Here is a 23,989-nt window from a genome sequence, read left to right on the forward strand (position 1 = left end):
ATAGGCTTCGTCCCTTTTTTGATTCTGAATGAGCAATGGGGAGAGCAAAATGGATCATTCGAACAATACAGTATCGCGCCGTGATTTTACCGCGATGGCGGCGCTTCTTGGCGGGGTGAGCATTGCGGCTCCTGCCAGCGCGCAGAGCCTTGGCAATATACTTGGCTCGGCCAAGAAGGTCTTGGATGCGGTCAGCTATTCTGATGCGGAGATGAAAGTCTTCTTCGATCAGATGAGCGAGGACATGGATGAGAAAAACCCCCTCGCGCCTGCCGACAGCCCCTATGCGCAGCGCCTCGCCGCGCTCTCGCAAGGGCTCGATAGCTATGACGGGCTTGACCTCGATATTCAGGCCTATCTGGTGAAAGACGTAAACGCTTTTGCCATGGCGAACGGCACGATCCGCGTCTTCGCGGGGCTGATGGATGAATTTACCGATGACGAGGTGCGCTATGTCATCGGGCACGAAATCGGCCACGTTCAGCGTGAGCATACCAAGAAACGGATGCAAGGCGCGCTGCAACGTGACGCAGCTTTGAGCGTGGCTGGCACGGCGAGTGGCGGCGTGAAACGCATTGCGTCTTCCGATCTTGGCAAGTTCTTTGGCAATGTCATCACCGCTGAGCACAGCAAAAAACACGAACGCGAGGCGGATGATTATGCGCTGCAATTCATGCTCGACAATGAGTATGATGCGCAGGCCTGCGTGACCGCACTTGAGAAGCTCGACGCGATGAGCGGTGGGAGCGGCCCCAGCGGAATTGCGGCATGGACCTCAACCCACCCAAGCCCCAAATCGCGCGCAAAGCGCCTGCGCAAACAGCTCGACTGACGCGGGCTGATTGCGAGTGGGAGATGCATCTAAGGACACATTGATCGAAGGCTTGGCGCGGGTTTGTTCGCGCGCTGGCCTCACCGAACCATCGGACCTCACCCGCTTGACGGGCGGGGCAACGATGGAAAGCTGGCGCTTTATGTGCGGTGACAGGGCATTCATCCTGCGCCGCGCGCCTACCCTCGAATTCATGGCAAATCGCCCGTTCGGCCACGATGTTGAGGCCGAGGTGATCCGCAAGGCTGTGGCAGCCGGCGTGACTGCACCGCGCGTTGTGGCTGAGCTTGAGCCTGAGGATGGCATTGGCTCTGGCTTCGTAATGGAGGCGCTTCCCGGAACGCCGAACCCAAAGGAGATTTTGGAGTTTGAAGATACCGATGCGCTGCTGAAGGACGTTGCAAGGGATTTGGCGCGTATTCACAGCGTCAAACCCGGCGATTTGCCAGACGCGGTCCCGGTGATGGATTACCGCCAAGCCATCGCCGACCTCAAAGCGCAATTCGAGGAAGCAGGCGGTGATCGCCCGATCATTGCGCTTGGCCTCAAGTGGATGGAGGACAATTGCCCTGATCCATGCGAGCCGGTGCTGATCCACGGTGACTATCGCATGGGCAATCTGCTGTGCGAGGCCGGCGAGCTGACGGGCGTGCTCGATTGGGAGCTTGCGCATTTTGGCGATCCTCATGAGGATCTCGCCTTCGGCTGCATGGCGGTGTGGCGCTTCCATCGATATGATCGGCCCGCTTTGGGGCTTGGATCGTTGGAAGATTACTTCGCCACCTATGAGGCAGAAAGCGGGCGCACAGTGGACCTTGGGCGTTTCCGCTACTGGTTGATCCACCGCACCGTATGGTGGGCATTGGGTTGTCTTGGCATGGCGCGCATCTGGCGCTCTGGTGAGGACCGGATGCTCGAACGCGTGGTGATCTCGCGCCGGACGAGTGAGCAGGAATTGGACCTCTTGATGCTGCTTGAGGAGGACGCGCCGGAGGAGTGCAAGGCCAAGCAGAAATGGTGGCCGATTTCTTCGCCTGACCGGACAAACGGCGATGCAACCGTGTCCGAGATCCTGACGGCGATCTCGGAATGGCTGGGCACGATTAAGGATCAGGTCAAAGGCCATGACCGCTTCCAGCTTGCCGTAGCACGCAACGCGTTGGGCATTGCGATGCGCGATGAAGAATTCCTTCCCGACCTCCACGTGGACAAGCGGCGCGCAGATGCAATCATGGCGGGAGAATTGACCGTGGCAGAGCGCGGCCTGGTGGGGCATTTGCGCCGGGCTGCGCTTGAGAAACTGAGTGTCGATTCTCCCAAATATCCCGCTCTTGCTGTCGCGCTCGAAAAATGGGTGATACCCGAAGAGGAAGCTGAATAATGGACTTCGCAATTCCCGCCGATCTTCAGGCGTATCTTGACGAGCTCGACGCCTTCATCGCGGCTGAGATCAAACCACTTGAGAACCAGGACGACAATATCCGCTTCTTCGACCACCGCCGCGAATATGCGCGCACCAATTTCGAGGCCGGAGGCTTGCCGCGCGAGGACTGGGAAGAGCTCCTGCGCGAAGCCAGACGCCGCGCTGATAGAGCGGGGCATTTCCGCTTCTCCGCGCCCAAGAAATACGGCGGCAAGGACGGCTCGAACCTCTGGATGGCGGTGATCCGCGAGCACTTCGCGAGGGCAGGACTTGGCCTCCACAACGACCTCCAGAACGAGCACAGCATCGTCGGCAATTTCCCCTTCGTCGAAATGTTCGAGCAATGGGGCACCGAGGAGCAGAAGCAGGAATTCATCCTCGGCGGCTTTGATGGAACGCGCCGGGTTGCTTTTGGCCTGACCGAGCCAGACCATGGGTCTGACGCAACACATATGGAAACCCGAGCGGTTCGCGAGACCCGAGATGGGGTTGATGGCTGGCTCATCAATGGCGAGAAGATGTGGATCACCGGCATGCACGTCGCCACCCACTGCGCGATGTTCGCTCGCACGTCTGGCGAGGATGGCAAGGCATCTGGCATCACCTGCTTCCTTGTTCCCAATCCCACGCCGGGCTTGGAGATTGAGGAGTGGATGTGGACCTTCAATATGCCCACCGACCACCCACGCTTGTCCGTCACCGATGTCTGGGTGCCCGATAGCGCGATCCTCGGCGTTGAGGGTCGGGGGCTCGCGCTTGCGCAAAGTTTCGTGCACCAGAACCGTATCCGTCAGGCGGCAAGTTCCTGTGGTGCTGCGATGTATTGCATTGATGAGAGCGTCAAATACGCCCGCCAACGCAAACCCTTTGGCGAGCCGCTTTCCAAGAACCAAGGCATCCAGTTTCCTCTGGTCGAGCTTGCGACGCAGGCCGAGATGCTGCGCCTCCTCATCTTCAAGACCGCGTGGGAGATGGACAATATGCCCCACGAAGAGATTGAGCGCACGATCAGCGACAAGGTCTCCATGTGCAATTACTGGGCGAACCGTCTGGTGTGCGAGGCCGCCGACCGCGCGATGCAAGTGCACGGCGGCATCGGCTATTCGCGCCACAAGCCGTTCGAGCACATCTACCGCCACCACCGCCGCTATCGCATCACCGAGGGCGCGGAAGAGATCCAGATGAGGAAGGTTGGGGCCTATCTATTCGGTTATCTGGGGCCGAAGCGGGGGCAGTTTTCCTAGTTCGCGAGTCCCCGCGAAGGCGGGGACCTCTTTCGGGGTAGCGCCAAGCTGAGGGAGGTCCCCGCCTTCGCGAGGACTCGCATCGGTCTTTATCCTTTCCTCCTCCAATAGCTCGCCAAGATCGACCCGATGAGCACGTGCCAAACCGCCGAAATCGCGGCGGGCACGGGGGCGAGGGCGGCTTGGGTGGCGCTCGCAAATTGCGCCTGAAAAGCAGGCGTTTTGGCAAGCCCTGAGCCAAGCCCTGAGTTCTGCATCCCCACTTCGATCGAGATGGTGCGCGCCTCTTGCAAGCCCAGCCCAAGCATCCGCGCCAAGGCATAGCCGAGCGCAAAGCCAATCGCGTGGAGCAGCAGAGTCGCCAGCAAGAGCACGCCCGCGTGCTCAGCAATCTGCGCCTTTGCCCCGCCGACAATCCCGCCCACGATAAGGATCACCAACACAACTGCGATCAGCGGCAAGAATGTGCTCACCCGCTCCGCCGCGCGCGGGAACAGGCGGTTGAGGAGGCTCCCCAAAAGGACCGGCACCAGCACAATCGCCACCATGTTCCTCAGCAAGTTCCAGCGATCAATCTCGACATAGGTGCCAGCCAGCTCTCCGGTGAGCAGCGGGGTCAGCGCCACCGCTGCCAAGGTCGAGGCCATCGTCATCGCCACCGACAAGGCGACATTGCCGCGCGCAAGGTAAGCGACGATGTTCGATGCCGTCCCGCCAGGACAACAGGCGACAAGGATCAGACCCACCGCCAGCCCTTCTTGCAAGCCCAGCGCCCATGCAATGCCAAAGCCGGCCAGCGGCATCACCGCAAATTGCAAGCCCACCCCGGCAACCAACGCCTTGGGAAGCTGCGTCAACCGCCGGTAGTCCTCGAATGACAGTGTCAGCCCCATGGCGAGCATGATGAGCCCCAGCGCAACTGACAAAAGCGGTTGTCCTGCCACGCGGATCGAGCCATCGGTCATCCACGTCATGCTGGGCGGATAGACCCAAGCCAGCGCCACGCCGAGAAGGGTGAGCAGGGCAAAGTTGTTGGTCAAGCGGGCTAGCATGCCAGCCACCTAACCCAACTTCCCGCGTCACCCCAGCGAAAGCTGGGGTCTAGAGCGGCGAAGGGCTGCGCGTGTGGCCCTAGATCCCAGCTTCCGCTGGGATGACGGATGTGGGTGGGCGAGGATTGTAGGAATAAGATTTGCTCCAAAACGCTGAAAACGCGCCGTTTATCGCAAAAAGTGAGACACTTGAGACACTGTCCAGAAGTAGAAAAGATTTCGCGGTCAGAATTGACCGTCTGAAGGGGCAAAAAGCATGGGGGAAGGGCTCGCGTCATGCCCTCAGGCTTAGCTCTCAAGGCGCGCTGTAGGAAAGCAAGGCGGCGTCAAGGGTGGGGGCGACAAATTCGTCACCAGTGCCGTTTACCCCACCCCGCTGCGACTAGACCTCACCTACGGTTCGGCAAGTCTCGCTCCCCTCCCGCTTGCGGGAGGGGTTGGGGGGTGGGCAAGGGTTTGCACAGCCTTAAGGTCTTGGCGCTAAGGCCCACCAAAAGGCGTGCAAAGGGATGAAGACAATGCTGCATCAGATTTGGCTCAAGATGACGGCGCTGCTAGCGGGCCCTTTGCTGCTTTCCACCGGATGCAGCGCAGAAGACCAAGCGCCTGACTATCGCTATCGGCTGACCGTCGAGGTCGAGACGCCCGAGGGGCTTAAGACCGGTTCCAGCGTCATTGAGGTGCAGCAAACGGTGATGCGACCGGGGTCCGCGCCCGGCAACCTTGGCGTGTCGCGCAAGGTGCGCGGCGAAGCGGTGGCGGTTGATCTCCCTAGAAATCAGACCCTTTTCACCTTGCTGCGTTCTGAAAGCAATGTGGATTGGGCGAGCTATCTTTACGTCTATCTCAAGCCGCCGAGCACAGACAAAGAGTTTGTCGATAGGCTCGATGATGTTCTTGAAGTCACTGGCGAGCGGGAGCTGCCGCGCATGTGGCCGCCGGTGGGGCATATTGGTGAGCGCCCGGCATACCCGATGCTGGTGACTTTCAGCGACATTGATGATCCAACAAAAGTGGTGCGGGTTGATCCTGATGATCTGTCGGCGAGTTTTGGCGAGGGGGTAAGCCTTAAGCGCATAACGGTGGCTTTGACTGATGACCCGGTAACCACTGGAATCGAGGAGCGGTTGAGTTGGCTTCGTGAAATTTGGCCGAATAAGCTGAATGGCGACCGTTTCGAAGATATGACAACGACTGAGCCGTCAGCCAAGCTCTCCGCAAACTCCTTTTCTACGGAGATTGGGGGCTAAACTTGAGCGGCGTTTCACTACCCCTCCAAAATCGCCCTTAAATCTTTCAGCGCCTTTGCCCTCAACTGATGCACCCTAGGCACGCTGACCTCCAGCACCTCGGCGATCTCTGTCAGGTTCAATTCCTCGACAAAGAACAATTGCAGCACCAGCATCAACCGCTCGGGCAATTGCCCCATCGCCGCTACCAAACGCTCGCGGTCTTCTTGGCCGGAGAGGATGTCGAAAGGGTCGGGTTCTTCGCTGGCGAAGGCGGAATTGCTTTCGTCATATGTATCGCTGATCGAGGTGAGCGTGACGGCGCTTGCCTCAATCTCCAGCAGTTCAGCATCGCTAATGCCCAAAGCCTTGGCGATTTGATCGCGGCTGGGCTCAGTGCCGGTGAGCGTCTTATATTCTTCGATCACCTGAACCACGCGCGCGCGTTTCTTGCGCGCTGTGCGGGTGTCGTGCATCTGTTTGCGAATGAGGTCGAACATCGCGCCGCGCACGCGGATTTTGGCGTAGGCGGCAAAGCCGTCTTCGGTGGGGCCATCGTGGCGCTGGGCACATTCGGTGAGCGCGAGGATGCCGGATTGCACGAGGTCTTCGACTTCTAAGCCGTCGCGACCGCTGCCATAGATATGCCAGGCCGCGCGGTGGACAAGCGGCAGGAAGCGGCGAACACGGTCCTCGACCTCTTCGCGCGACGCGGCGGCGTATTGCACCGCGCCGTAAGCCGCCTTCCCATACGCTTGGGGGCCAAATCCAGAAACATCATGCTTCATGTCATCGCCATGTCTGGCACATCGCCGTGAGCATCGGTTTCAGCGGCAGGTGAGGGAAGTCCCGTAGGTGGGGCTGGCTCACTGCCAATGACTGCGACAACTTCAACCGGCTGGGTGGGTGGCAATTCGGTGATGGACAGGACCAGCGCGCGGGCGGCGCGTTGTTTCAGCAGCCCGGCGAGCGCACGGCGCGCGGGCGGTTGAACGATCAAGGCGACGGGGCCTCTTGCCTCTTCGATGGCGGCGTTGACCCGCTCGACGATAAGGCCGGCAAGATCGGGTTCGATCATCGGTTGCCCGGTTGATGGGTCGATCATCGAACCAAGGATCGCGCTTTCAAGATTGGCTTCAAGCGTGACGACCTTGAGCCGTTCACTGGGTAGAGCGACACGCGCAACCAGCCTTGCGCCAAGGTCGGCGCGAACCGCATCGATCAGCGCGTCGAAGCCTTCGGTCGATTGAAGCGCAAGGGCAAGCGATGTGAAAACGGGTTGCGGATGGGCCAGACCAATGCCGTCCGCGATCAGCGCGCGAAGAACGCGGGTGAGCGCGGCCAGTGACAATGGGTCGGGGTGAACCGCATCGATCAGGGCCGGCGCGCGCGCTTTCAGGTCTTCGACCATAGCGCTGACTTCCGATGGGCCGAGCAGCTGATGGCTTTGCGTGAGAAGTTCCTGATTGGCGTGGGTGGCGATAACCGTGCTCGCATCCACACAAAGGAACCCTTCGGCAACCGCCATGTCGCGCGCCGATGGGTCAATCCAAAGCGCCGGGCAATCAAAGCTGGGATCGCGGGTCAGCTGTCCCTGGATACCAAGTTCTGTATAGGGCGGCTGCGAGCGGACATCGCCCGTGTCGATGGCGAGCAGCTTGCCCGGCCTTACTGTCCCGCGCGCAATCGCGAGGCCGCCCAGCATGATGGCGTAATCATTGGCCCCCGCTTCAAGGGAATCGCGGATGCGAAACTGCGGCAGGACAAAGCCAAGCTCGCGCGAGAGTTGTTTGCGGATGCCCGTGATCCGGGTGAGAAGCGGGGCATCCTTCGCCGCATCGACCAGCGGCACAAGGCCATAGCCAAGCTCAATCGTGACGAGCGTTTGATCGGATACTTCGGTGATGTCGATCTTGTCGGGATCGGGCTTTTCCTCCGGCTCTTCGACCACTTCGGGCACGGCGGCTTTCTTGCGCAAGGCCCACCAGAGCCCGCCTGCGATGGCGGCAGCGGGGAGGAAGATCAGTTGCGGCATGGCGGGGACGGTGCCGATGGCAGCGAGAATCCCTGCTACGGGAAGCCAACCGCGCGGGTCTGAAAACTGCCCGCCGATCTGGCCTGAAAGGTCGCGCTTATCGGCTACGCGGGTGACGATGGCGGCAGCGGCGATGGAAAGGAGGAGGGCGGGAACTTGGGCGACCAAGGCATCGCCAACGGCCAGCGTGATATAAAGCTCGCCTGCTTCTGCAGCAGACAGCCCGTGGGTGATCATGCCAAGCGCAAAGCCTGCGATAATGTTTACCCCAAGGATCAAAAGCGCGGCAATCGCATCGCCTTTCACGAACTTTGAGGCACCATCCATTGAGCCGTAAAAATCGGCCTCAATCGTCACATCGCGGCGGCGCTCGCGCGCTTCATCGGCGGTGATGAGGCCAGCGGCAATATCGGCATCAATCGCCATCTGCTTGCCCGGAAGCGCGTCGAGCACAAAGCGGGCCGAAACCTCCGAGACGCGGCCAGCGCCTTTGGTGATGACGATCATATTGATGATCAGCAAGATGATGAAAACAAACAGGCCGACCGCGAAATTGCCAGCGACAAGGAATTGCCCGAAGCTTTCGATGATCTCGCCCGCGGCCGCTCCCCCTTCATGGCCATTGACCAGTACAATGCGCGTTGAGGCCACATTCAGCGCAAGGCGCAGGAGCGTTGCGAACAGGAGGACAGTTGGGAAAGATGAAAAGTCGAGCGGCGCGCGTGCATTGAGCGCCACCATCAACACCGCGACCGCAATCGCGATGTTGAGCACGAAAAACATATCGAGGAGCAGCGGCGGTATCGGCAGCACCAGCAGCACGAACAGCCCGAAAATACCGACCGGCAGGGCTGCGGCGGCAGGGACGGTGCGCAGGCGCTCAACCCACGAGACGTTGGAGCCGGGTTCTATAATCAAAATCCAAGCGCTTTCAGGCGGTCATAGGCCCGCTCAATCTGGTCACGTGTTGCCTTGCTGGCGCGTTCGCCGCCCGCTTCTTCGAAAGTTGATCTCAGCATGGTGGAAACCGGCTGGCGTTCTCCCGGCTGAGCGAGGGCGAGGGCAGGGCCCGATGAGAGGCGCGGGCGGTCCTGCCCGGTGATGACGGGCGGTGATTGAGGCGCAAACACCTCTTCGTCAGCGATGAGATAGGGTGGGCGGTCAGGCGCGGCTGCGGAAATCGCAGGCGGGGCAAGAGCAGCGATCTGGTAGCTATCGGACATGGAAACTGGCGCATTGGCGCGTGCACGCTCAAGCTTGCCCGAAAGATAATCCATCACCCCTTGCAAGGAACGCGGCGCACCATTGGGTTCATAGAAGACCGGGCGATTGGCAGCTGCCGGACGGCGGAACAGGCTGGCTGCGCTCTGGTCCGGATTGCGGCCCATGGCTTCAAGAAAACGCCCGGCACCGCCTGCGCCCAGAAAATGCGCCAGGTAAAGCTCGGAGTGATCAGGCTGACGGCCAAGAATGGGTGCCAGATGCGCGCGGTTGTCTTCGGCAAGGCCGGCCGCCATCAGTGAGGCGATTTGCGGATCATTCCTCAAATCAAGGATCGCTTGGCGAGTGCCCGGATCAGCCACGTAAGCCGCCCCGCCCGGCTCCTTTCGGATGGCAGCGGATACATTGCCAAGGCCAAAGCGGTCACCGTGGCGGTGCATCGTCTCAAGCCATGTGCTTTCAATGAATTGATAGAGCCCGGTTGCCGATGATGTGCGCGCGCGGGCCGTCGGGTCCATTGCGCTTTCGACCTGAGCCTGCGCAATCAGGAAGTCGAAGTCGATCCCTGTCTGCTGCGCGGCGCTGGCGATGGCGCGCTCGACCGTGACAGGACCGCCTGACGAGGAGGCGGCCTGCGCGATCTGGCGTTTCGCACCAGTGGGAGCACTATTGCGCGCACCACTATCAAGCGGCTCGCGCTCATAGCGTGCGCGCGCGGCTTCAAAAGCGGCGCGCACACCAGAATGCGGAACAAAGGAGGGGGATACGGGCTGAGACACGTTGCGCTGCTCTTCGCTCTTTCTGGTATGGTTAACGACCAGAAGGGAGCAGCAAGCACCGTGCCAGAATGCCCGCTTTTTCAGCGGCTAAGGGGTTTTACGCAGGAGCGGGGCCGGGCAGGCTGGTGGCGCTATAGGCGTGGCGCTGTCCGCCAAGCGCTTCGAGCCGGCCAGCGACATTGGCTGCCAGAAGGTTGCGCACCCGGCGATTGACATCGTTCAGCGACTTTGCCGTCTGAGCAAGCGCGCGTGTCTCATCATCCATGCTCAGTGCGCTGAACTGAGCGAGCTGTTCGCACAGCCCCTCTTTCTCGCGAGTCACATCAAACAGGGTTTGAGCTTTCAAGGTGGCAAGAGCTTGCCGCTCATCCTGCAACACGGCAATCATTTGCCGCAAAGTGCCTGACAGCTCTTGCCGCCCGTTTGCCTGTGAATTCTCACCCGTAATCGGGGCAAGCGTTTGGTTCACAGTGTTAGTCATTGTGCGCTTTCAAATTTGTATTGCGCCGCAATCATGGCGTCGGCGATTTTGGTTGGCACAAGCGGATAGGTTCCGTCGCGCAGAGCGTCGCGGATTTCTGCCACGCGGTCGGTATCGACCGGCGGGCCGCTTTGTGCAGGCGTTGCAACTTCAACGCTCACGCCTGCCGCCTTTGTCGATCCCGCTGCCGACCCGCCAGAGCTGGACACGCCGCTTTCAGCAGCAGTTTTCGCTTTGGCGCGGTCGCTGTTCTGGACCGGGCTTACACCCGTGATCGACTGCAATCTGTTCATTTCGAAAGAGGGCATAGTGCGTCTCCCGGTGGTTCTACGCTGCTTAAGACGGCTCGCAGTGAGTGGATTTAAGCGTGCGGGTGCAAAAAAATGCTAACCCACTGGAATAACGGCAAGGCCCGGACGCTCAATGCGCGCTCTGATGGCATCGCCGCGCTCTACAGTGCGCACTGCGATCCAGTCGCCGATCGCGCCGCCCTCTATTGCTTCTGCGTTTTGTTGAACGCTAAAACCGCGGCCTCGTACAAGTACGGTGATCGGATCGCCGCGCACCACAACCTTGGCCGCTTGTGCTTCTGGCTCGGCTGGTTTGGTCGCGATGAAGATACGCCAGCTTTCCGGCCCCTGGCATTCCACCTTGACGATGGATTTTGCCCGCCCGTGCCAATCGGTCGTCAACGGGCTGGCGCAAGCGGTGAGGCGAAGCCGCTTGTCAGCTGGCATACGAGCCCCGCCCAATTCGCCGATGCCAGCGCCGGTAAATTCGGCCACGGCCCGGTCAATTGCAGCAGGGTCAGTGTACGCGCGGCTGCGGTTTTCCTGCGCCGATGCCAATGCGGCAAAAAGCGGCAGGCTGACAACGACCAGCGCGGTCATAAGCAGCCGCACTTCGAGGCGTTGGGGTGAGATGTTCGATTTCATGGCATTTCCTTTCCTTGTAGCAAGGAGTGGGGGCAAGCGGGAGCGTGGGGCACCCGGCGAAGGTGGCAGCAAGCTCCGTGCCAAATCGGTGAGGGCGTGGTCGCGTGATACCTTGAAAGGGGCGAAGCGATGCTCTCGCCATATCAATAAGGGAAAGCCTCAAGGTCGGGTTCAGTCTGGCCTTAAAAAGGATGCCGTAAGACTTTGCCTCGCCAACAGTTTTAGCGAAGGAAGCTTTTAATGGCTGCATCAGTGCCAGCAAGACAAGAACCTCAATCACCAGCTGGCGGCAGCGGTTCGGACGTTCTCCAAAGCAGGGATCGCGCGCGCGAAGGGCGCAGCGAACTTATGCAGCGCGTGACCGAGTTTGTGCTCAAACACGATGTGGCCTTGACCGGATCAAACCTGTCCCTTTTGGTCGCAGCGCTTTCGGGTTCCGATAGCGCGCTCGCCCGCGCTTTCACCGCGCGAGAGATTTCCCAGGAGCCATTCTCGCAAAAATGGCTCGATGAGATGGCCCGCTCGCGATCGCGCGAAGAGGAGCGCAAAGGTTCGATCGAGCAATTGATCGACCGGGTCGAGGCCTCGCTCACCAAATTTGCGCAAACCGCACAAACCGCCGAAGCGGAAACCAGCGAGCATCGCGGCGCGATTGACGCGCATATTGCAACGCTGGCGCAAAATGCGGTTCAAGACGGATCGCAACTGGGCATTGAGCGGCTGGTCGATCTGTCCCGCGTGATGCTGGAGCGGATCGTGCAGATTGAAGAGGCGATGAAAAAGAGCCAGGCTGAAACAGCCGATCTTAAAGAAAGCCTTGCCGAAGCGCGCGCCGAGGCGAATGTCGATCACCTGACAAACCTGCCCAATCGCCGCGCCTTTGAAACCCAGCTTGAGAAACTGTCTGAGCGCGCCGCTGAAAGAGGCGAACCGCTTTCAGTGGGTTTTTGCGATGTCGATCACTTCAAATCGATCAACGACACTCACGGCCATGACGCAGGCGACCGCGTGCTGGTTGCGATTGCGCGCACGCTGCAATCCTACGCTGGCAGAAACTGCTTTGCCGCGCGCCATGGAGGTGAAGAGTTCGCGCTGTTGTTCCCCGGCGCAGACATTGCAAAGGCCAAAGTGCGACTGGACAAGATACGCATGGATTTGAGCTCGCGGCAGATGGTCAACCGCGACAACGGTCAATCCTTCGGCAAGATCACTTTCTCAGGCGGGGTGAGCCAGATTGAGGGCCCCGAAGATGCCCGCAACGCGCTCGCCCGGGCGGACGCTGCGCTTTACAAGGCCAAAGAAAGCGGCCGCGATCAGGTTATCGCCGGGTGAGTTGATGAACCACCCAATGTGAGGCGAGCAAGAAGAAAGCGCGCAAGACAGGTTCGACCCTCTCTTGCGCGCTTTGCTTTTTCCAGCGTGGCCTTACCGCTCTAGCTCCGGCGCGTCATAGGCAAGGCTTGCGTAAATCTCGCTGTTGTCCGCCTCATTGATCACCACCCGCACTGGCACCTTTTCCTGTTGCGCAAGCTCTGCCCAGGTCAACGCTTTTTCCCAGACAGCGTCGCGCTCGCCGCTCGAATGGTGAGCGATAATCGTCAAAGCTGCGCGCGGGTCATCGACCTGTTCACTCAACCATTCATCAAGATCAGGGCCGCCCTCAACCTTCCGATAGAGCGCTTGTGCTGGTGCGACATAGGGACCACTTGCCGAGCCTTGCGCTTCATCGGCTCCGCCCATTGACGAGCTGACCAGGGCACTAAGCGTCACCAGAAACAGGATCAGCGACAGGTCCGCAAGGATCAGCTGCCATCCATGAGCCGAACGCACAATCATGCGACATCCTTGACCGGGGTGACGCTGCTTCTTCGTGCGCGCGAGGGGAAGGAGCGGCCATCGGTCAGCTCGCTTTCAAACCAGTCGAGCAACATGGTGCGTTCTGTTTCCTCGCGGTCGCCCTTGCGTTCAATCGCGCGGGCAAGCGGATAGAAAATGAGATGCGCGCTCAGCACGCCGTAAAGCGTCGACAGCACCGCGCCCGCGACTGAGCCCATCACGGTTTCCGCTGCGCTCGCGCTCACATCGGGCACAAGCTGGGTGATCGCAAACAGCGTGCCGACAAGACCGAAAACAGGCGCAAGCTCGCCTGCGTTCTCAAAGACGCGGGTGGCGGCAACCGAGTTGATTTCGCGCTGCAACCGCTGGGATCGGGCAAGTTTGAGCATCGCCTCGATTGAGCCTGTGCGGATGTAGGCGTTAAGAAGCTCGGTGGTGGCTTTGTCCGGCGGGTCGACCGGCTCTGCGCCCAGATGACCAAGTCGATTGATCTCTCCCACGGTGCGCGCAAGGGCAGCGCGGGTTGCATCAACGTCAAACCCCTTGCTCAAAAGTCCAAAGGCGGCTGGCACTGCTATAGTGAAATCGTGCCACCCCTGGCGCGCCAATGTTGCGAGCACAGTTCCCACAAGCACGATGACAAGCGCATTGGCATCCAACAGTTTGGTGAAGGGCTCTAGCACCGTGAAACTCTCCCGCGTGGTTTGCCTGCCACCCACACAGTCACGGCATGATCATCGCACGATCATTGCACGAGGTCGTGCGGGCAAGGAATGGCACGCGTTAGAACGGCCGCGCCTACGCGACTTTAAGCGGGCACACCCTTGCCGCCCTTTTGCCGCTCCGCTTGCCGCCCCCTGCAAGCGATTGCCGATGCGGTATATCCCGCACGCTCTTAGCCTTTGAAAAATCGGTCCTTTCTACAGTTTGGCACGCTTGCTGCAAACTCACTCGCACACGATCCACCGGCCAAGAGGTGCGCTTCACCATGAGCGAGAAAATCTTTGGAATTCACGCAGCCGCGCTGGAACTGCGCTCTGAGCGGATGCGGGTGATTGCCTCCAATATCGCGAATGCGGCAACGCCGGGATACAAGGCGCGCGACGTTGATTTCGACAAGGCTCTCGACGCAAAGCTGGCGATGCGCGCTGGCAATCCGCCTGAGTTTGGCGAGCCTGATCTCTTGTACCGCAAAAGCGTCATGCCCTCGCTCGATGGCAATACGGTCGAGCTTGGCCGCGAACAGGTCGCCTTTGCTGAAAACGCGCTGAAATACTCCGCCTCGCTCGCCTTTGTACAAGGCAAGGTCAACACCATCACTCGCGCGCTTAAGGGAGAATAAGCGATGTCTGATGGCCGGCCCAACACCCTTTTCAGCCTCGCCGAGGGCGCAATGTCCGCTCAGCTTGTGCGCATGAACGCTGCGACCTCGAACCTTGCCAATGCAGGGTCGGTTTCGGGCACCGTGGAAGGCGCATACCGCCCGATCCGCGCCGTGTTTCAAACCGCCCTTGATGAAGCAAGCGGCATTGCCAGCGTGTCCTCAACCCAGCTTGTGCGCAGCAATGCCAACCCCATCGAACGATATGATCCGGCAAACAGGCTCGCAAATGAAGAGGGCAATGTTTTCGAAGCCCCGATCGATGAGAGCGCCGAAATGCTCGAGATCATGGAAAGCGCGCGCCAGTACCAGAACATGGTGCAAGCCCTCCAGACCGCCCGCCAACTGATGCTCGATACTTTGAGGAGCAATTCGTAATGACTACCATAAACACAACTTTGCCTGGCGGCGTTGCTCAAACGCTTGACCGTTTGAATGCACCGGGCACGCCTCAGAAAAGCGCGGCCGCGCAATTGGGGTCGGCAGATTTCCTGCGGCTGATGACTGCGCAATTGTCCAATCAAGACCCTCTAGAGCCGCAAAGCAATGAGCAGATGCTGGCCCAATTGGCGCAGTTTTCGTCGCTGGAATCGAGCATCGAGGGCAATTCCACGCTCGATGACATCGCTGCCAAGCTCGATGCCCTCATCACTGCGCAAAACGCAGCCGCCGAGGCGGCGATGCAAGCGGCAGAGGCGGCAAGCGCAGCGGCTGAAGCTGCGACCAATGCAGCAGCAAATGCGGCCTCTTAATCAATCTAATTCCAACCCCATCACCACCAAAGGAAACCCCCAATGTCCTTCTTCACCTCGCTTAGCGGCATGAAAAATGCGCAGACCGATCTTGCGGTTATCTCTCACAATATCGCCAACGCGGAGACGACCGGCTTTAAGAAAAGCAACGCAGCCTTTGCTGACCTTGTGGCAACCGGCGGCAGCACTGACCCGCGCCTAACGCCGGGCATTGGTTCGCGCGTGCAGGCGATCACTCAGGATTTCTCGCTCGGCGCTTTGACGCAAACGGGCCGCGGGCTTGATGTCGCGATCAGCGGCGACGGCTTCCTTGCAACCGCCAACCCGACGACTGGCGATCTCACCTTCACCCGCAATGGCGCGCTTGAAGTGGTGGCGAGCGGGGCGTTGCAGGATCCAAGCGGGGATCTTGTCCAGGGCTTTCCCGTCGATGCAACCGGTACGCCGACCTCTGCGGTGCCCGGCAACATCACTTTGCCTCTGACCAATGGCGCAGGCTCAGCGCTGACCAATGTGTCGATTAACCAGCAAGGCCTTGTGAGCGGCTCTTTTGCTGATGGGACGAGCCAGCCGGTCGCCCAAATCGCGCTTGCTGCCTTCCCTGCGACCGGAGGCCTGCGCGCAATCGGAGAGACGAAATATGAAGCGTCTGCGGATTCAGGTGCAGCCATTTACGGCAATCCGGGTGAGGGCAATTACGGCGCTATCCGTACAGGCACTCTGGAGCGTTCGAACGTTGATCTTGCCGATGAGATGGTGTCGCTCCTGACAGCGCAGCGCAACTTCCAAGCGAACGCACGGGCCCTCGATACTGCGACTTCGATCTCGCAGGTCGTCCTCAACCTCCAGAGCTAACGGGTAAGCGACGGAGCTAAGCCATGGACCGCCTGATCTACATTGCGCTTACCGGCATGGACGCGGCGATGAACCGCCAGCGCATGACCGCAAACAATCTTGCGAACGCCAACACTCCCGGCTTTCGGCAAGAGGTGTTTTCGGTAACGCCTTCGACGATCAAGGATCCGGCAACAGATATGCGGTCTTTGGAAGCAAGGGCGCCTGCACGCGGATGGGTCCGCAACACCGATATGAGCACAGGCAGCGTCAATCCGACCGGGCAGCCGCTCGATATTGCGGTCAAGGGAGAGGCATTGATTGCCTTTCAGGGGCCCGATGGCGGCGAGGTTTATTCGCGCCGTGGCGATTTGCGGGTCGCGCCTTCGGGGGTTCTGGAAAATGGCGAGGGGCTGCCTGTGATGGGCGAAACCGGCGTGCCGATCACTGTGCCTGCCGGCTTTGCCATCAACATCGCGCAGGATGGCACCGTGCTTGGCCGCGACCCTGCGGCCCCCGATCTGCCAGCCGCCCCGATTGACCGGATCAAGCTTGCCTCGGCTGAAGGGAGCCCTTTGGCAAAAGGCATCGACAGCTTTCTGAAAGTGCCGGGCGGCGGGGTGTTGCCCAACGATCCCACCGCCACGGTAACGCCGGGTGCGCTTGAACAATCCAACGTCAACACTTCTGCCACTCTGGTTGAAATGATCGAAGCCCAGCGCGCCTTCGAGATGCGCGCGCGGATCATTCAAACCGCTGGCGAACTCGATGAATCCAGCTCCAGCCTGCTTTCTCTGCGCTAAGCCTTAAGGACTATTAGACAATGCCAACATCAGCCCTCCACGTCGCCCGCACCGGACTTGAAGCGCAAGACAAGCGGATGCGCGTTATCGCTAACAACCTTGCCAATATTGGCACTGCCGGGTTCAAGCGCGACCGGGTGGATTTTGCAACGCTTGCCTATCAGGAAAACCGGATCGCGGGTCAGCAATCGACCAATCAGACTGCCTTTGCCACCGGGCTTAACCTTGGCACCGGGGTTCAGGTCATGGGCACCACCAGCATCCAGAGCCAGGGCACGCTGAACCAGACTGGCAACACGCTTGATGTGGCGCTTGATGGCCCCGGCTTTTTTCAGGTCGAGATCCCGCCCAATGGCCAGATCGGCTATACCAGAGCGGGCAATTTCACTTTGTCGGCGCAGGGCAATCTGGTGACCAGCCAGGGGTTTCAGCTCAATCCTCCCATTCAGGTGCCGCAAGGCGCGCGCTCGATCCAGATCGCGCCTGATGGCACGGTGAGCGCGCAGCAGGACGGGCAGGCCGCCCCGATCCAGCTGGGCCAGCTTCAGGTCGCTAATTTCATCAACCCGGCCGGGCTTCAGGCGATTGGCGATAACTTCCTGATTGAAACAGCGGCCAGCGGTCCTGCCGATGTGGGGCTGGCGGGCACTTTCGGGCGCGGCAATATCCGTCAGGGGATGCTCGAAGGCTCGAACGTCAATGTCGTTGAGGAACTCGTCGAGATGATCGAGGCCCAGCGCGCTTATGAAATCAACTCCCGCATGGTGAGCGCCGTCGACGAGATGCTGCGCAACGCCAACCAGACCCTCTAACGCGCAAGGCTATACACCATGCAGATTATCAAATCTCTTGTCATTGGCGCTGCCGCGCTTTCGCTTTCGGCCTGTATGTCAGGCGGGTTCAAGCGCGAGGCTGGCTTTTATGCCCCGCCCCCGCCGCCCATGGCCGCCACTCCAATGGCTGGCGCGCAAATGGGATCAAAGGGCGCGATTTTTCAGGCTTCCCAAGGGTATGCGCCGCTGATCGTTGGCAATCGCGCACGCTCGCTTGGCGATATGTTGACGATTGCTCTGGTGGAAAGCACTAGCACATCCAAGAGCACCACGAGTTCGACCGACCGCGACGGCAGCATCGGGCTGATCCCGCCAACGGCTGGCCCGCTGTCTTTCCTCAACCCCAATTCAATCGCCAGCAACGGGCAAAGCTCTTTTGCAGGCAGCGGCAGCGCGGCCCAGCAAAGCCAGCTTAACGGCATGGTGTCGGTGACTATCTCTGCGATCTATCCCAATGGCACCGCCGAAGTGGTCGGCGAGAAGCAGATGGTGCTGAGCCAAGGGGATGAGTGGATCCAGTTCGCTGGCCGCATCCGCTTGGTCGATATCGATGCCGACAACACCATTCCATCTTCGCGCGTTGCCAATGCGCGCGTCATCTACACCGGCAAGGGCGCGGTCCAACAGGCAAGCCGCCCCGGCTGGCTCCAGCGTTTCTTCAGCGCGATCACCCCGTTCTAAATCCGAGGCTATTCCCATGCTGCTTTTCCGAATCTGCATCACCTTTATGGCCGCTTTGCTTACGCTTTTCCCGAATGATGCGCACGCTGAACGGATCCGCGATCTGGGTCAGTTTGAAGGGCTGAGAGCCAACCAATTGACCGGCTATGGCATTGTCGTGGGCCTGCAAGGGACAGGCGATGACAACCTTGAATATGTGCGCGAGGCGATGCTGGGTGTGTCGGGCCGGCTGGGGCTGCAATTGCCTCCCGGCGTCAGCCCGAATTTGCGCAATGCGGCGGCGGTTATCATCACCGCTGAACTGCCCCCTTTTGCAAAGCCGGGCCAACGCATCGACATCACTGTCTCTACCCTGGGCCAGGCGCGCTCCCTTCGCGGGGGCGCGCTTGTGCTGGCCCCGCTTTATGGGGCCGATGGACAGATTTACGCCATGGCACAGGGCAATGTCGCCGTGGGCGGGCTGGGCGTGTCGGGCCGTGACGGGTCGCAAGTGTCGGTCAACGTCAACACCGTTGGCCGGATTGCCGATGGGGCAACGGTTGAACAGGCGGTAGCGACCGGATTTGACCGCGAAGGCACGCTTCGCTTCAACCTTCACCAGGCCGATTTCCTGACCGCGGCGCGGGTGCGCGATGCGGTGAACTCAATGTATCCGGGCATGGCCAAGGTCGCAGACGGGGTGAGCATCGAACTTGCGCTCCCCTTTGGCAATGACGAGCGCGCAGCAGCATTGGCCGCGATTGAGATGCTTCCCGTAACCCCTGCACCTGTCGCTGCCAAAGTCATCGTCAATTCGCGCACCGGGACGGTCGTAATCAACGAAGCGGTCCGGCTTAGCCCTGCAGCGATCAGCCACGGCAAGCTGGTGATCCGGATTGAGGAGAACCCGATGGTGGTCCAGCCTGAACCATTTGCCAATGGCGAAACCGCGATTGAGGAAGACACACAGATCACCATCGAAGAAGCTGACAGCCGTGTGGCTTTGTTCCCCGGCGCTGCCAATCTCAATGAGATTGTCGATGCACTCAACCTGCTGGGCGTTCAGGCATCCGACCTTGTCGTCATCCTTGAAAGCATGAAGCAGGCAGGCGCATTGCAAGCCGAAATGGTGGTCATATGATCACGCCTGCCAACCCCCTCGCCGCCCCGGCAACCGCGGCTGCGCCGGAAAAGCTCAGCCCTGAACGGCTTGAACTGCGCGAGGCTGCGCAAGGGTTTGAAGCGATCATGGTGCGCAAGATGCTGGAGGTCGCGCGTGAGAGCGTGTGGGCCGAGGATGCGCCGCTCACCGGCAATGGCATGAAGCAATACAAGACCATGCGCGATGAACATTTTGCGGATATTGCCGCGCAAAGCGGCACCCTAGGGTTTGCCCGGAGTATCGAGGAACAGCTTGCTCAATTCGTCGTCCCTAAAGACGGATAGGCTATGACCATTGATCTCATCAACATCGGACAAAGCGGGGCACGAGCAGCGCGCGCCAGCATTGAAATCACGGCGCAGAATATCGCCAATGCCTCGAACCCTGATTATGTCCGACGCTCGCTCCAGCTGGAGGAGTTTGTTTCCTCTGCGGTGATTGACTACACCACCAGCGACAGCCTTGGGGGGGTGGCGATTGGCGGGATCGTGCGCCCTAACAACCAGCTTATTCAAGCACGCGCACGCGACAGCGCCTCTGATGTACAGCGCGCTGACACTGATATTGCTGCGCTCAAAGACGCAGAGCTTGGCCTAGAACAATCGGGATTGTTTCGCGGGCTTGTTGATTTTGAAGCTTCGCTGACCCTGCTGGAGAGCGACCCCACCGACCCCGCGCTTCGCACTGGCGCGGTGGAAACGGCGCGGCAATTGGCGGTGACGTTCCAGTCTGCGCAAACGGGCCTTTCCAATGCGCGCGAGCTTGCTCAGGATGCGGTCGGTGTCGGGACCGAGCAGGCCAATGGCGCAGCGACAGAACTGGCGCGGATCAATCGCGAGCTTGTCAATGTGCGCCCCGGTACGGCCTCACAGGCCAATCTGTTTGATGCGCGCGATGCCGCCTTGCGCGATATTTCGGAGGAATTCAGCCTCTCAGTCAGTTTTGATGAAAGAGGCGCTGCCACCGTGCGGCTTATCACTACGCCTGCGCCTGCGGGCGAGGTGGGGCCGGTGCTGGTCGATGGCGGGGCGGCGAACACCATCTCTTCGACAATTGCAGCGGACGGCACTGCATCGTTCGAACTCGACGGGCTCACTTTCGCGCCGGTCAGCGGCGCGCAGGCGGGCCGGGTATCCGCGCTTGCCGATCTTCGCGACCGCGCTGACACTCTCGATGCGATTGCGCTTTCCACCATCACGAGAGCCAATGATGCACAGGCCAATGGCGCCGCGCTTGACGGAACGCCGGGACAGCCGCTTTTTTCTGGCACCAATGCAAGTGACATTGCCCTCGCGCTCACCGATGGGGACCAATTGGCGCTTGCCCCGCTTGGATCACCTGCCGGAAGCCGCGACACCACCAACCTCAGCACTCTGATTGCCGCGATTGGCGCAGACGATGGTCCGATTGCCGAAATGGACCGCACGCTGCTTTCGCTCTCCAGTCGTATCGCAGGGCTTGAGACGACGCGCGAGGGGTTGTCGATCATCGCCGGAAGCGCTGCGGCTGAATTGCTGACCGAGACGGGTGTGGACCTCGATGAAGAGGCGGCCAACCTTATCCGCCTGCAACAAGCCTTTGAAGCAAACAGCCGCGTCATTCAGGTCGCAGGCGACATCTTTGACACTATTCTGGGGCTGAACTGATGAGCTTTGTGAGCAATTCGACGGGCGCTTTTTATGAACGCTCCCTTGGCCAGTTGGCTGTGTTGCGCGAAAGTGCCGAAGAGTTTCAGACGCAGATCGCAACCGGCGTTCGTATCCAGCGCGGGTCAGAAGACCCGGTTGCCGCCTCGCGCCTGCGCCAGCTTACGCGGCTCGAAGTGCGCGGCGAAACCGAACAGGAAAACGCCGCGCGCCTGCGTCAGGATCTGGAAGAAACTTCCAACCAGATTGGCGGCGTCGTCGAACTGATCCAGCGCGCCCGCGAACTCGCCATTCAGGCCGCCAACGATACGCAAGGCGAAAATGGCCGCGCGGCGATTGCCGATGAGCTTGAACAGATGGCTGATGAGCTGTTCACCCGCTCCAATGCGATCTCGATCACAGGCGCGCCGCTCTTTGCAGGAACCGCTGGTGCGCCCGCTTTCACCCGCGCACCCGATGGTACGGTCACTTATGCTGGCAACGGTCAGGTGGGTACGGTTCCGGTTGCGCCGGGCACCGATATTGAGCGCGGAATTACCGGCGATGCCTTGTTCGAATTTGATGTCGCGGGAACCCCCACCAGCAGCTTTGAAGTGTTCAGCACTTTGGCGGATGAATTGCGCACAGGCACTGACCCTCAAGCCGCAGCGCAAACCGCGCTCAGCGGGCTTGATGAAGCCTTGAACGCTGCCAATCGCAATCAGACCATCGTCGGCACCAGAGCAGCCTGGGTTGAGGCGATTGAGGGTGATCAGGCCATCCGCTCGATCAATATCGCTGAAAAACGCTCAGAGATTGGCGATACCAATCTCGCCGATGTGATCGTGCGTTTGCAGCAGACGCTGACCGCTCTGGAAGCCAGCCAAACCACTTTCACACGGGTCAGCAATCTTACGCTCTTCAACGCCCTTTAAACCGGTCGTCCTCAACGGCGCACGTTCTTAATCACGGAAAGGCCCCTAAGTGTTTGCAGGCATTGGCATCGTTGTTCTCCTCGCCATGGTGTTCGGCGGCTACATTCTGGCTGGCGGCGCAATGGGTCCGATTATCAAGGCGCTTCCGCTTGAATTCATGATGATCGGCGGTGCGGCGCTTGGTGCGACATTGATCGGCAATTCGATGCACGAGATCAAGCTGATGGGCGCAGGGCTTGGCAAGGTTTTTAAAGGCCCGCAATATTCCGATCAGGACCATATCGACGCAATCGCGCTTACATCCAAGCTGATGAAATTGCTGCGTTCAGAAGGTGCAGTGGCTTTGGAAGCGCACGTCACCGATCCTTCGACCTCTGCGATTTTCAGCGAATATCCAAAGCTGCAAAACGATCCGGTTGTCTCCAGCCTGATTTGCGACCCTCTCACGCTTATGGTGGTGTCGTCGGGCACGCTTGATACCGGCGCGGTCGAAGATGTGATCGACAATGCCATCAAAACCCAGGCCCACGAGCTGGAAGAGCCCCAGCACGCCATTCAAGGGCTTGCGGATGCGTTCCCCGCGCTGGGCATTGTTGCGGCGGTTCTGGGCGTGATCAAGACCATGGGTTCGATCAACGAGCCGCCAGAGGTTCTGGGCGGTATGATCGGCGGCGCGCTTGTGGGGACGTTCCTTGGCATTTTCCTTGCCTACGGTCTTGCAGGACCGATGGCAGGACGGGTCAAACAGGTGATCACCCATGATATGCAGATTTATCACTCGATCAAACAGGTGATCATAGCCAGCCTCCACGGCTATCCGCAGCCGCTCGTGCTCGAAGCGGCGCGCTCCGGCCTGCCGCCTGCGCACCGGCCCAAGCTCACCGACCTGCTCGACATGATGCGCGGTAAATAAGGGGGACAAGAACCATGGCTGAAGAAGCCGCTCCTGCTCCAGAGCCCCTTGCGCCGATCATCGTCAAGAAGATCACCATCGAAGAAGGCGGTCACCACGGCGGCGCGTGGAAGGTCGCCTATGCGGACTTTGTGACCGCGATGATGGCGTTCTTTCTTTTGTTGTGGTTGCTTGGCGCTACGGAAGAAAACCAGCGTAAAGGGATCGCGGATTATTTCTCGCCCACCCTTGTCAAAACGCGCCAGCAATCGGCGGGTTCTGCCGAAGGGATGCTGGGAGGAAGCTCGCTCACCGATGTCGACAATTACCCCAACGCCATGGGTCAGACCGGCACGCGCACCATCACTGTGCCGCGCGGCAAGTCAGGTGGCCCAAAGGAAGGCGGCTTTGAAGGCGAACTGAGTGAAAAGCAGCTGGAAGAGCTCAAGGAAGAGATCCGCAAGGAAATTATGGAGGAAATCCTCGGCGAAGAAGGCATCGCCAAATACGCCAAGCAAGTGCGCGTGATGCGCGCGCCCGAAGGGATTCGCATTGATCTTGTTGATGATGCCGATTTCTCCATGTTCGCGCTTGGTACGACGATCCTCACACCTGAGGCGCGCAAGATCATTGAGGTGATCAGTAAAATTGTCGAGGAACGCTCGCAGCCGCTCATCCTTCGCGGTCACACTGACAGTTTGCCCTATCGCGAGGGAGTTCAGGCCAACAACTGGTCCTTGTCCGCAGGCCGGGCCGAGGCAACGCGCCAGCAACTCATCCGCAGCGGGATTCCTCCAGGGCGTTTTGCCCGGATCGAAGGGGTTGCCGAAACAGAGCCGTTGATCGCTGACAATCCCGCTGACCCGCGCAACCGGCGTATATCTTTGCTCTTGCTTGAAGAGCAGGGCGGTCGCCAGCGCCCTCGCGGCGCGATGGGTCCGCAAAACGCCTTAAGGGAGAGCACGGAAGAGGCCAGTCCCTCCGCGTAAACCACGTGCCTTTACCTCTCGTCCCAGCCGCACACGGAACCCTGGCTGGAGGAAGA

27 protein-coding genes are annotated in these 23,989 nt (G+C 60.0%); 18 read left to right on the forward strand and 9 right to left on the reverse strand.

Annotated elements, in window-relative coordinates; translation table 11 throughout:
* Nucleotides 1-49: 49 nt before the first annotated feature.
* From INR77_RS02995 to INR77_RS03005, 3 genes are read left to right on the forward strand one after another with little or no spacing between them, the layout of a single operon-like run.
* Complete coding sequence (locus INR77_RS02995) at nucleotides 50-832, forward strand: M48 family metalloprotease (RefSeq protein WP_223072462.1); 783 nt, start codon at nucleotides 50-52, stop codon at nucleotides 830-832.
* 16 nt (nucleotides 833-848) lie between these two features.
* Nucleotides 849-2,213 (forward strand): phosphotransferase family protein, encoded by a 1,365-nt coding sequence (locus tag INR77_RS03000; protein WP_223072463.1) that lies wholly within the window; start codon nucleotides 849-851, stop codon nucleotides 2,211-2,213.
* Nucleotides 2,213-3,499 (forward strand): acyl-CoA dehydrogenase family protein, encoded by a 1,287-nt coding sequence (locus tag INR77_RS03005; protein WP_223072464.1) that lies wholly within the window; start codon nucleotides 2,213-2,215, stop codon nucleotides 3,497-3,499. Before INR77_RS03000 ends, INR77_RS03005 begins: the two co-directional genes overlap by 1 nt.
* Before the next feature lie 89 nt (nucleotides 3,500-3,588).
* On the opposite strand, the gene INR77_RS03010 is transcribed toward INR77_RS03005, so the two are convergent.
* On the reverse strand, nucleotides 3,589-4,551 hold the full coding sequence (locus tag INR77_RS03010) for a bile acid:sodium symporter family protein (RefSeq protein ID WP_223072465.1): 963 nt from the start codon (nucleotides 4,549-4,551) through the stop codon (nucleotides 3,589-3,591).
* Between the two features lie 518 nt (nucleotides 4,552-5,069).
* On the opposite strand from INR77_RS03010, the gene INR77_RS03015 reads away from it, so the two are divergent.
* Nucleotides 5,070-5,801: a hypothetical protein gene (locus tag INR77_RS03015; protein ID WP_223072466.1), complete on the forward strand. Its 732-nt coding sequence runs from the start codon at nucleotides 5,070-5,072 to the stop codon at nucleotides 5,799-5,801.
* Nucleotides 5,802-5,818: 17 nt separating this feature from the next.
* Here INR77_RS03015 and INR77_RS03020 read toward each other — a convergent pair whose 3' ends face one another.
* From INR77_RS03020 to INR77_RS03045, 6 genes are all read right to left on the reverse strand, one after another.
* Complete coding sequence (locus INR77_RS03020) at nucleotides 5,819-6,568, reverse strand: sigma-70 family RNA polymerase sigma factor (RefSeq protein WP_223072467.1); 750 nt, start codon at nucleotides 6,566-6,568, stop codon at nucleotides 5,819-5,821.
* Entirely contained in the window at nucleotides 6,565-8,727 is a 2,163-nt protein-coding gene (locus tag INR77_RS03025) for a flagellar biosynthesis protein FlhA (RefSeq protein ID WP_223073381.1), read from the reverse strand. The genes INR77_RS03020 and INR77_RS03025 overlap by 4 nt, the downstream gene beginning before the upstream one ends.
* Nucleotides 8,728-8,729: 2 nt before the next feature.
* Nucleotides 8,730-9,815 carry a transglycosylase SLT domain-containing protein gene (locus INR77_RS03030; protein ID WP_223072468.1) on the reverse strand — a complete coding sequence of 362 codons (1,086 nt, stop codon included), beginning with the start codon at nucleotides 9,813-9,815 and terminating at the stop codon, nucleotides 8,730-8,732.
* A 97-nt stretch (nucleotides 9,816-9,912) separates the two neighbouring features.
* Nucleotides 9,913-10,296, reverse strand: a complete 384-nt coding sequence (locus INR77_RS03035; RefSeq protein WP_255573894.1) for a flagellar protein FlgN — start codon at nucleotides 10,294-10,296, stop codon at nucleotides 9,913-9,915.
* Nucleotides 10,293-10,589 carry a flagellar biosynthesis anti-sigma factor FlgM gene (gene flgM / locus INR77_RS03040; protein WP_223072469.1) on the reverse strand — a complete coding sequence of 99 codons (297 nt, stop codon included), beginning with the start codon at nucleotides 10,587-10,589 and terminating at the stop codon, nucleotides 10,293-10,295. Before flgM ends, INR77_RS03035 begins: the two co-directional genes overlap by 4 nt.
* A gap of 93 nt (nucleotides 10,590-10,682) precedes the next feature.
* Nucleotides 10,683-11,231 (reverse strand): flagella basal body P-ring formation protein FlgA, encoded by a 549-nt coding sequence (locus tag INR77_RS03045; RefSeq protein ID WP_223072470.1) that lies wholly within the window; start codon nucleotides 11,229-11,231, stop codon nucleotides 10,683-10,685.
* Between the two features lie 240 nt (nucleotides 11,232-11,471).
* Between INR77_RS03045 and INR77_RS03050 the strand changes: the two genes are divergently transcribed.
* Entirely contained in the window at nucleotides 11,472-12,563 is a 1,092-nt protein-coding gene (locus INR77_RS03050; protein ID WP_223072471.1) for a diguanylate cyclase, read from the forward strand.
* A 93-nt stretch (nucleotides 12,564-12,656) separates the two neighbouring features.
* Here the strand turns inward: INR77_RS03050 and INR77_RS03055 are convergent, their stop codons facing one another.
* Nucleotides 12,657-13,067, reverse strand: coding sequence for a hypothetical protein (locus INR77_RS03055; protein ID WP_223072472.1), 411 nt, complete (start codon nucleotides 13,065-13,067; stop codon nucleotides 12,657-12,659).
* The gene (locus INR77_RS03060) at nucleotides 13,064-13,750 is read right to left on the reverse strand and encodes a MotA/TolQ/ExbB proton channel family protein (RefSeq protein ID WP_223072473.1); all 687 of its coding nucleotides are present in this window, start codon (nucleotides 13,748-13,750) and stop codon (nucleotides 13,064-13,066) included. Before INR77_RS03060 ends, INR77_RS03055 begins: the two co-directional genes overlap by 4 nt.
* 305 nt (nucleotides 13,751-14,055) lie before the next feature.
* Here INR77_RS03060 and flgB point away from each other — a divergent pair, with 305 nt between their 5' ends.
* The 13 genes from flgB to INR77_RS03125 are packed head-to-tail and all read left to right on the forward strand — an operon-like array spanning nucleotide 14,056 to nucleotide 23,933.
* Nucleotides 14,056-14,409, forward strand: a complete 354-nt coding sequence (gene flgB / locus INR77_RS03065; protein ID WP_223072474.1) for a flagellar basal body rod protein FlgB — start codon at nucleotides 14,056-14,058, stop codon at nucleotides 14,407-14,409.
* A 3-nt stretch (nucleotides 14,410-14,412) separates the two neighbouring features.
* Nucleotides 14,413-14,826 carry a flagellar basal body rod protein FlgC gene (locus tag INR77_RS03070; protein ID WP_223072475.1) on the forward strand — a complete coding sequence of 138 codons (414 nt, stop codon included), beginning with the start codon at nucleotides 14,413-14,415 and terminating at the stop codon, nucleotides 14,824-14,826.
* Nucleotides 14,826-15,200, forward strand: a complete 375-nt coding sequence (locus tag INR77_RS03075; RefSeq protein WP_223072476.1) for a flagellar hook assembly protein FlgD — start codon at nucleotides 14,826-14,828, stop codon at nucleotides 15,198-15,200. The genes INR77_RS03070 and INR77_RS03075 overlap by 1 nt, the downstream gene beginning before the upstream one ends.
* Nucleotides 15,201-15,242: 42 nt before the next feature.
* Nucleotides 15,243-16,055, forward strand: a complete 813-nt coding sequence (locus INR77_RS03080) for a flagellar hook-basal body protein (RefSeq protein WP_223072477.1) — start codon at nucleotides 15,243-15,245, stop codon at nucleotides 16,053-16,055.
* A 23-nt stretch (nucleotides 16,056-16,078) separates the two neighbouring features.
* Nucleotides 16,079-16,837: a flagellar basal body rod protein FlgF gene (locus INR77_RS03085; protein ID WP_223072478.1), complete on the forward strand. Its 759-nt coding sequence runs from the start codon at nucleotides 16,079-16,081 to the stop codon at nucleotides 16,835-16,837.
* Between the two features lie 20 nt (nucleotides 16,838-16,857).
* On the forward strand, nucleotides 16,858-17,649 hold the full coding sequence (gene flgG, locus INR77_RS03090) for a flagellar basal-body rod protein FlgG (RefSeq protein WP_223072479.1): 792 nt from the start codon (nucleotides 16,858-16,860) through the stop codon (nucleotides 17,647-17,649).
* Between the two features lie 18 nt (nucleotides 17,650-17,667).
* Nucleotides 17,668-18,351 (forward strand): flagellar basal body L-ring protein FlgH, encoded by a 684-nt coding sequence (locus INR77_RS03095; RefSeq protein ID WP_223072480.1) that lies wholly within the window; start codon nucleotides 17,668-17,670, stop codon nucleotides 18,349-18,351.
* A 16-nt stretch (nucleotides 18,352-18,367) separates the two neighbouring features.
* Entirely contained in the window at nucleotides 18,368-19,471 is a 1,104-nt protein-coding gene (locus INR77_RS03100; RefSeq protein WP_223072481.1) for a flagellar basal body P-ring protein FlgI, read from the forward strand.
* Nucleotides 19,468-19,776, forward strand: a complete 309-nt coding sequence (locus tag INR77_RS03105) for a rod-binding protein (protein ID WP_223072482.1) — start codon at nucleotides 19,468-19,470, stop codon at nucleotides 19,774-19,776. Before INR77_RS03100 ends, INR77_RS03105 begins: the two co-directional genes overlap by 4 nt.
* Before the next feature lie 3 nt (nucleotides 19,777-19,779).
* Entirely contained in the window at nucleotides 19,780-21,138 is a 1,359-nt protein-coding gene (flgK, locus tag INR77_RS03110) for a flagellar hook-associated protein FlgK (protein WP_223072483.1), read from the forward strand.
* Nucleotides 21,138-22,052 carry a flagellar biosynthesis protein FlgL gene (locus tag INR77_RS03115; protein WP_223072484.1) on the forward strand — a complete coding sequence of 305 codons (915 nt, stop codon included), beginning with the start codon at nucleotides 21,138-21,140 and terminating at the stop codon, nucleotides 22,050-22,052. Before flgK ends, INR77_RS03115 begins: the two co-directional genes overlap by 1 nt.
* 49 nt (nucleotides 22,053-22,101) lie before the next feature.
* Nucleotides 22,102-22,965 carry a flagellar motor stator protein MotA gene (gene motA / locus INR77_RS03120; protein WP_223072485.1) on the forward strand — a complete coding sequence of 288 codons (864 nt, stop codon included), beginning with the start codon at nucleotides 22,102-22,104 and terminating at the stop codon, nucleotides 22,963-22,965.
* Nucleotides 22,966-22,979: 14 nt separating this feature from the next.
* Nucleotides 22,980-23,933, forward strand: coding sequence for a flagellar motor protein MotB (locus INR77_RS03125; protein WP_223072486.1), 954 nt, complete (start codon nucleotides 22,980-22,982; stop codon nucleotides 23,931-23,933).
* Nucleotides 23,934-23,989 lie beyond the last annotated feature (56 nt).

This window comes from Erythrobacter sp. SCSIO 43205 (assembly GCF_019904235.1).
Classification (GTDB): domain Bacteria; phylum Pseudomonadota; class Alphaproteobacteria; order Sphingomonadales; family Sphingomonadaceae; genus Erythrobacter.

Coding starts and splice junctions, on each gene's coding strand:
- INR77_RS03035 (WP_255573894.1), bottom strand. CDS start 10,296: ATGACTAACACTGTGAACCAAACGCTTGCCCCGATTACGGGTGAGAAT.
- INR77_RS02995 (WP_223072462.1), top strand. CDS start 50: ATGGATCATTCGAACAATACAGTATCGCGCCGTGATTTTACCGCGATG.
- INR77_RS03115 (WP_223072484.1), top strand. CDS start 21,138: ATGAGCTTTGTGAGCAATTCGACGGGCGCTTTTTATGAACGCTCCCTT.
- INR77_RS03050 (WP_223072471.1), top strand. CDS start 11,472: ATGGCTGCATCAGTGCCAGCAAGACAAGAACCTCAATCACCAGCTGGC.
- INR77_RS03075 (WP_223072476.1), top strand. CDS start 14,826: ATGACTACCATAAACACAACTTTGCCTGGCGGCGTTGCTCAAACGCTT.
- INR77_RS03095 (WP_223072480.1), top strand. CDS start 17,668: ATGCAGATTATCAAATCTCTTGTCATTGGCGCTGCCGCGCTTTCGCTT.
- flgM (WP_223072469.1), bottom strand. CDS start 10,589: ATGAACAGATTGCAGTCGATCACGGGTGTAAGCCCGGTCCAGAACAGC.
- INR77_RS03085 (WP_223072478.1), top strand. CDS start 16,079: ATGGACCGCCTGATCTACATTGCGCTTACCGGCATGGACGCGGCGATG.
- flgK (WP_223072483.1), top strand. CDS start 19,780: ATGACCATTGATCTCATCAACATCGGACAAAGCGGGGCACGAGCAGCG.
- INR77_RS03105 (WP_223072482.1), top strand. CDS start 19,468: ATGATCACGCCTGCCAACCCCCTCGCCGCCCCGGCAACCGCGGCTGCG.
- flgB (WP_223072474.1), top strand. CDS start 14,056: ATGAGCGAGAAAATCTTTGGAATTCACGCAGCCGCGCTGGAACTGCGC.
- INR77_RS03080 (WP_223072477.1), top strand. CDS start 15,243: ATGTCCTTCTTCACCTCGCTTAGCGGCATGAAAAATGCGCAGACCGAT.
- flgG (WP_223072479.1), top strand. CDS start 16,858: ATGCCAACATCAGCCCTCCACGTCGCCCGCACCGGACTTGAAGCGCAA.
- INR77_RS03100 (WP_223072481.1), top strand. CDS start 18,368: ATGCTGCTTTTCCGAATCTGCATCACCTTTATGGCCGCTTTGCTTACG.
- INR77_RS03020 (WP_223072467.1), bottom strand. CDS start 6,568: ATGAAGCATGATGTTTCTGGATTTGGCCCCCAAGCGTATGGGAAGGCG.
- INR77_RS03070 (WP_223072475.1), top strand. CDS start 14,413: ATGTCTGATGGCCGGCCCAACACCCTTTTCAGCCTCGCCGAGGGCGCA.
- INR77_RS03055 (WP_223072472.1), bottom strand. CDS start 13,067: ATGATTGTGCGTTCGGCTCATGGATGGCAGCTGATCCTTGCGGACCTG.
- INR77_RS03015 (WP_223072466.1), top strand. CDS start 5,070: ATGCTGCATCAGATTTGGCTCAAGATGACGGCGCTGCTAGCGGGCCCT.
- INR77_RS03010 (WP_223072465.1), bottom strand. CDS start 4,551: ATGCTAGCCCGCTTGACCAACAACTTTGCCCTGCTCACCCTTCTCGGC.
- INR77_RS03125 (WP_223072486.1), top strand. CDS start 22,980: ATGGCTGAAGAAGCCGCTCCTGCTCCAGAGCCCCTTGCGCCGATCATC.
- INR77_RS03045 (WP_223072470.1), bottom strand. CDS start 11,231: ATGAAATCGAACATCTCACCCCAACGCCTCGAAGTGCGGCTGCTTATG.
- INR77_RS03005 (WP_223072464.1), top strand. CDS start 2,213: ATGGACTTCGCAATTCCCGCCGATCTTCAGGCGTATCTTGACGAGCTC.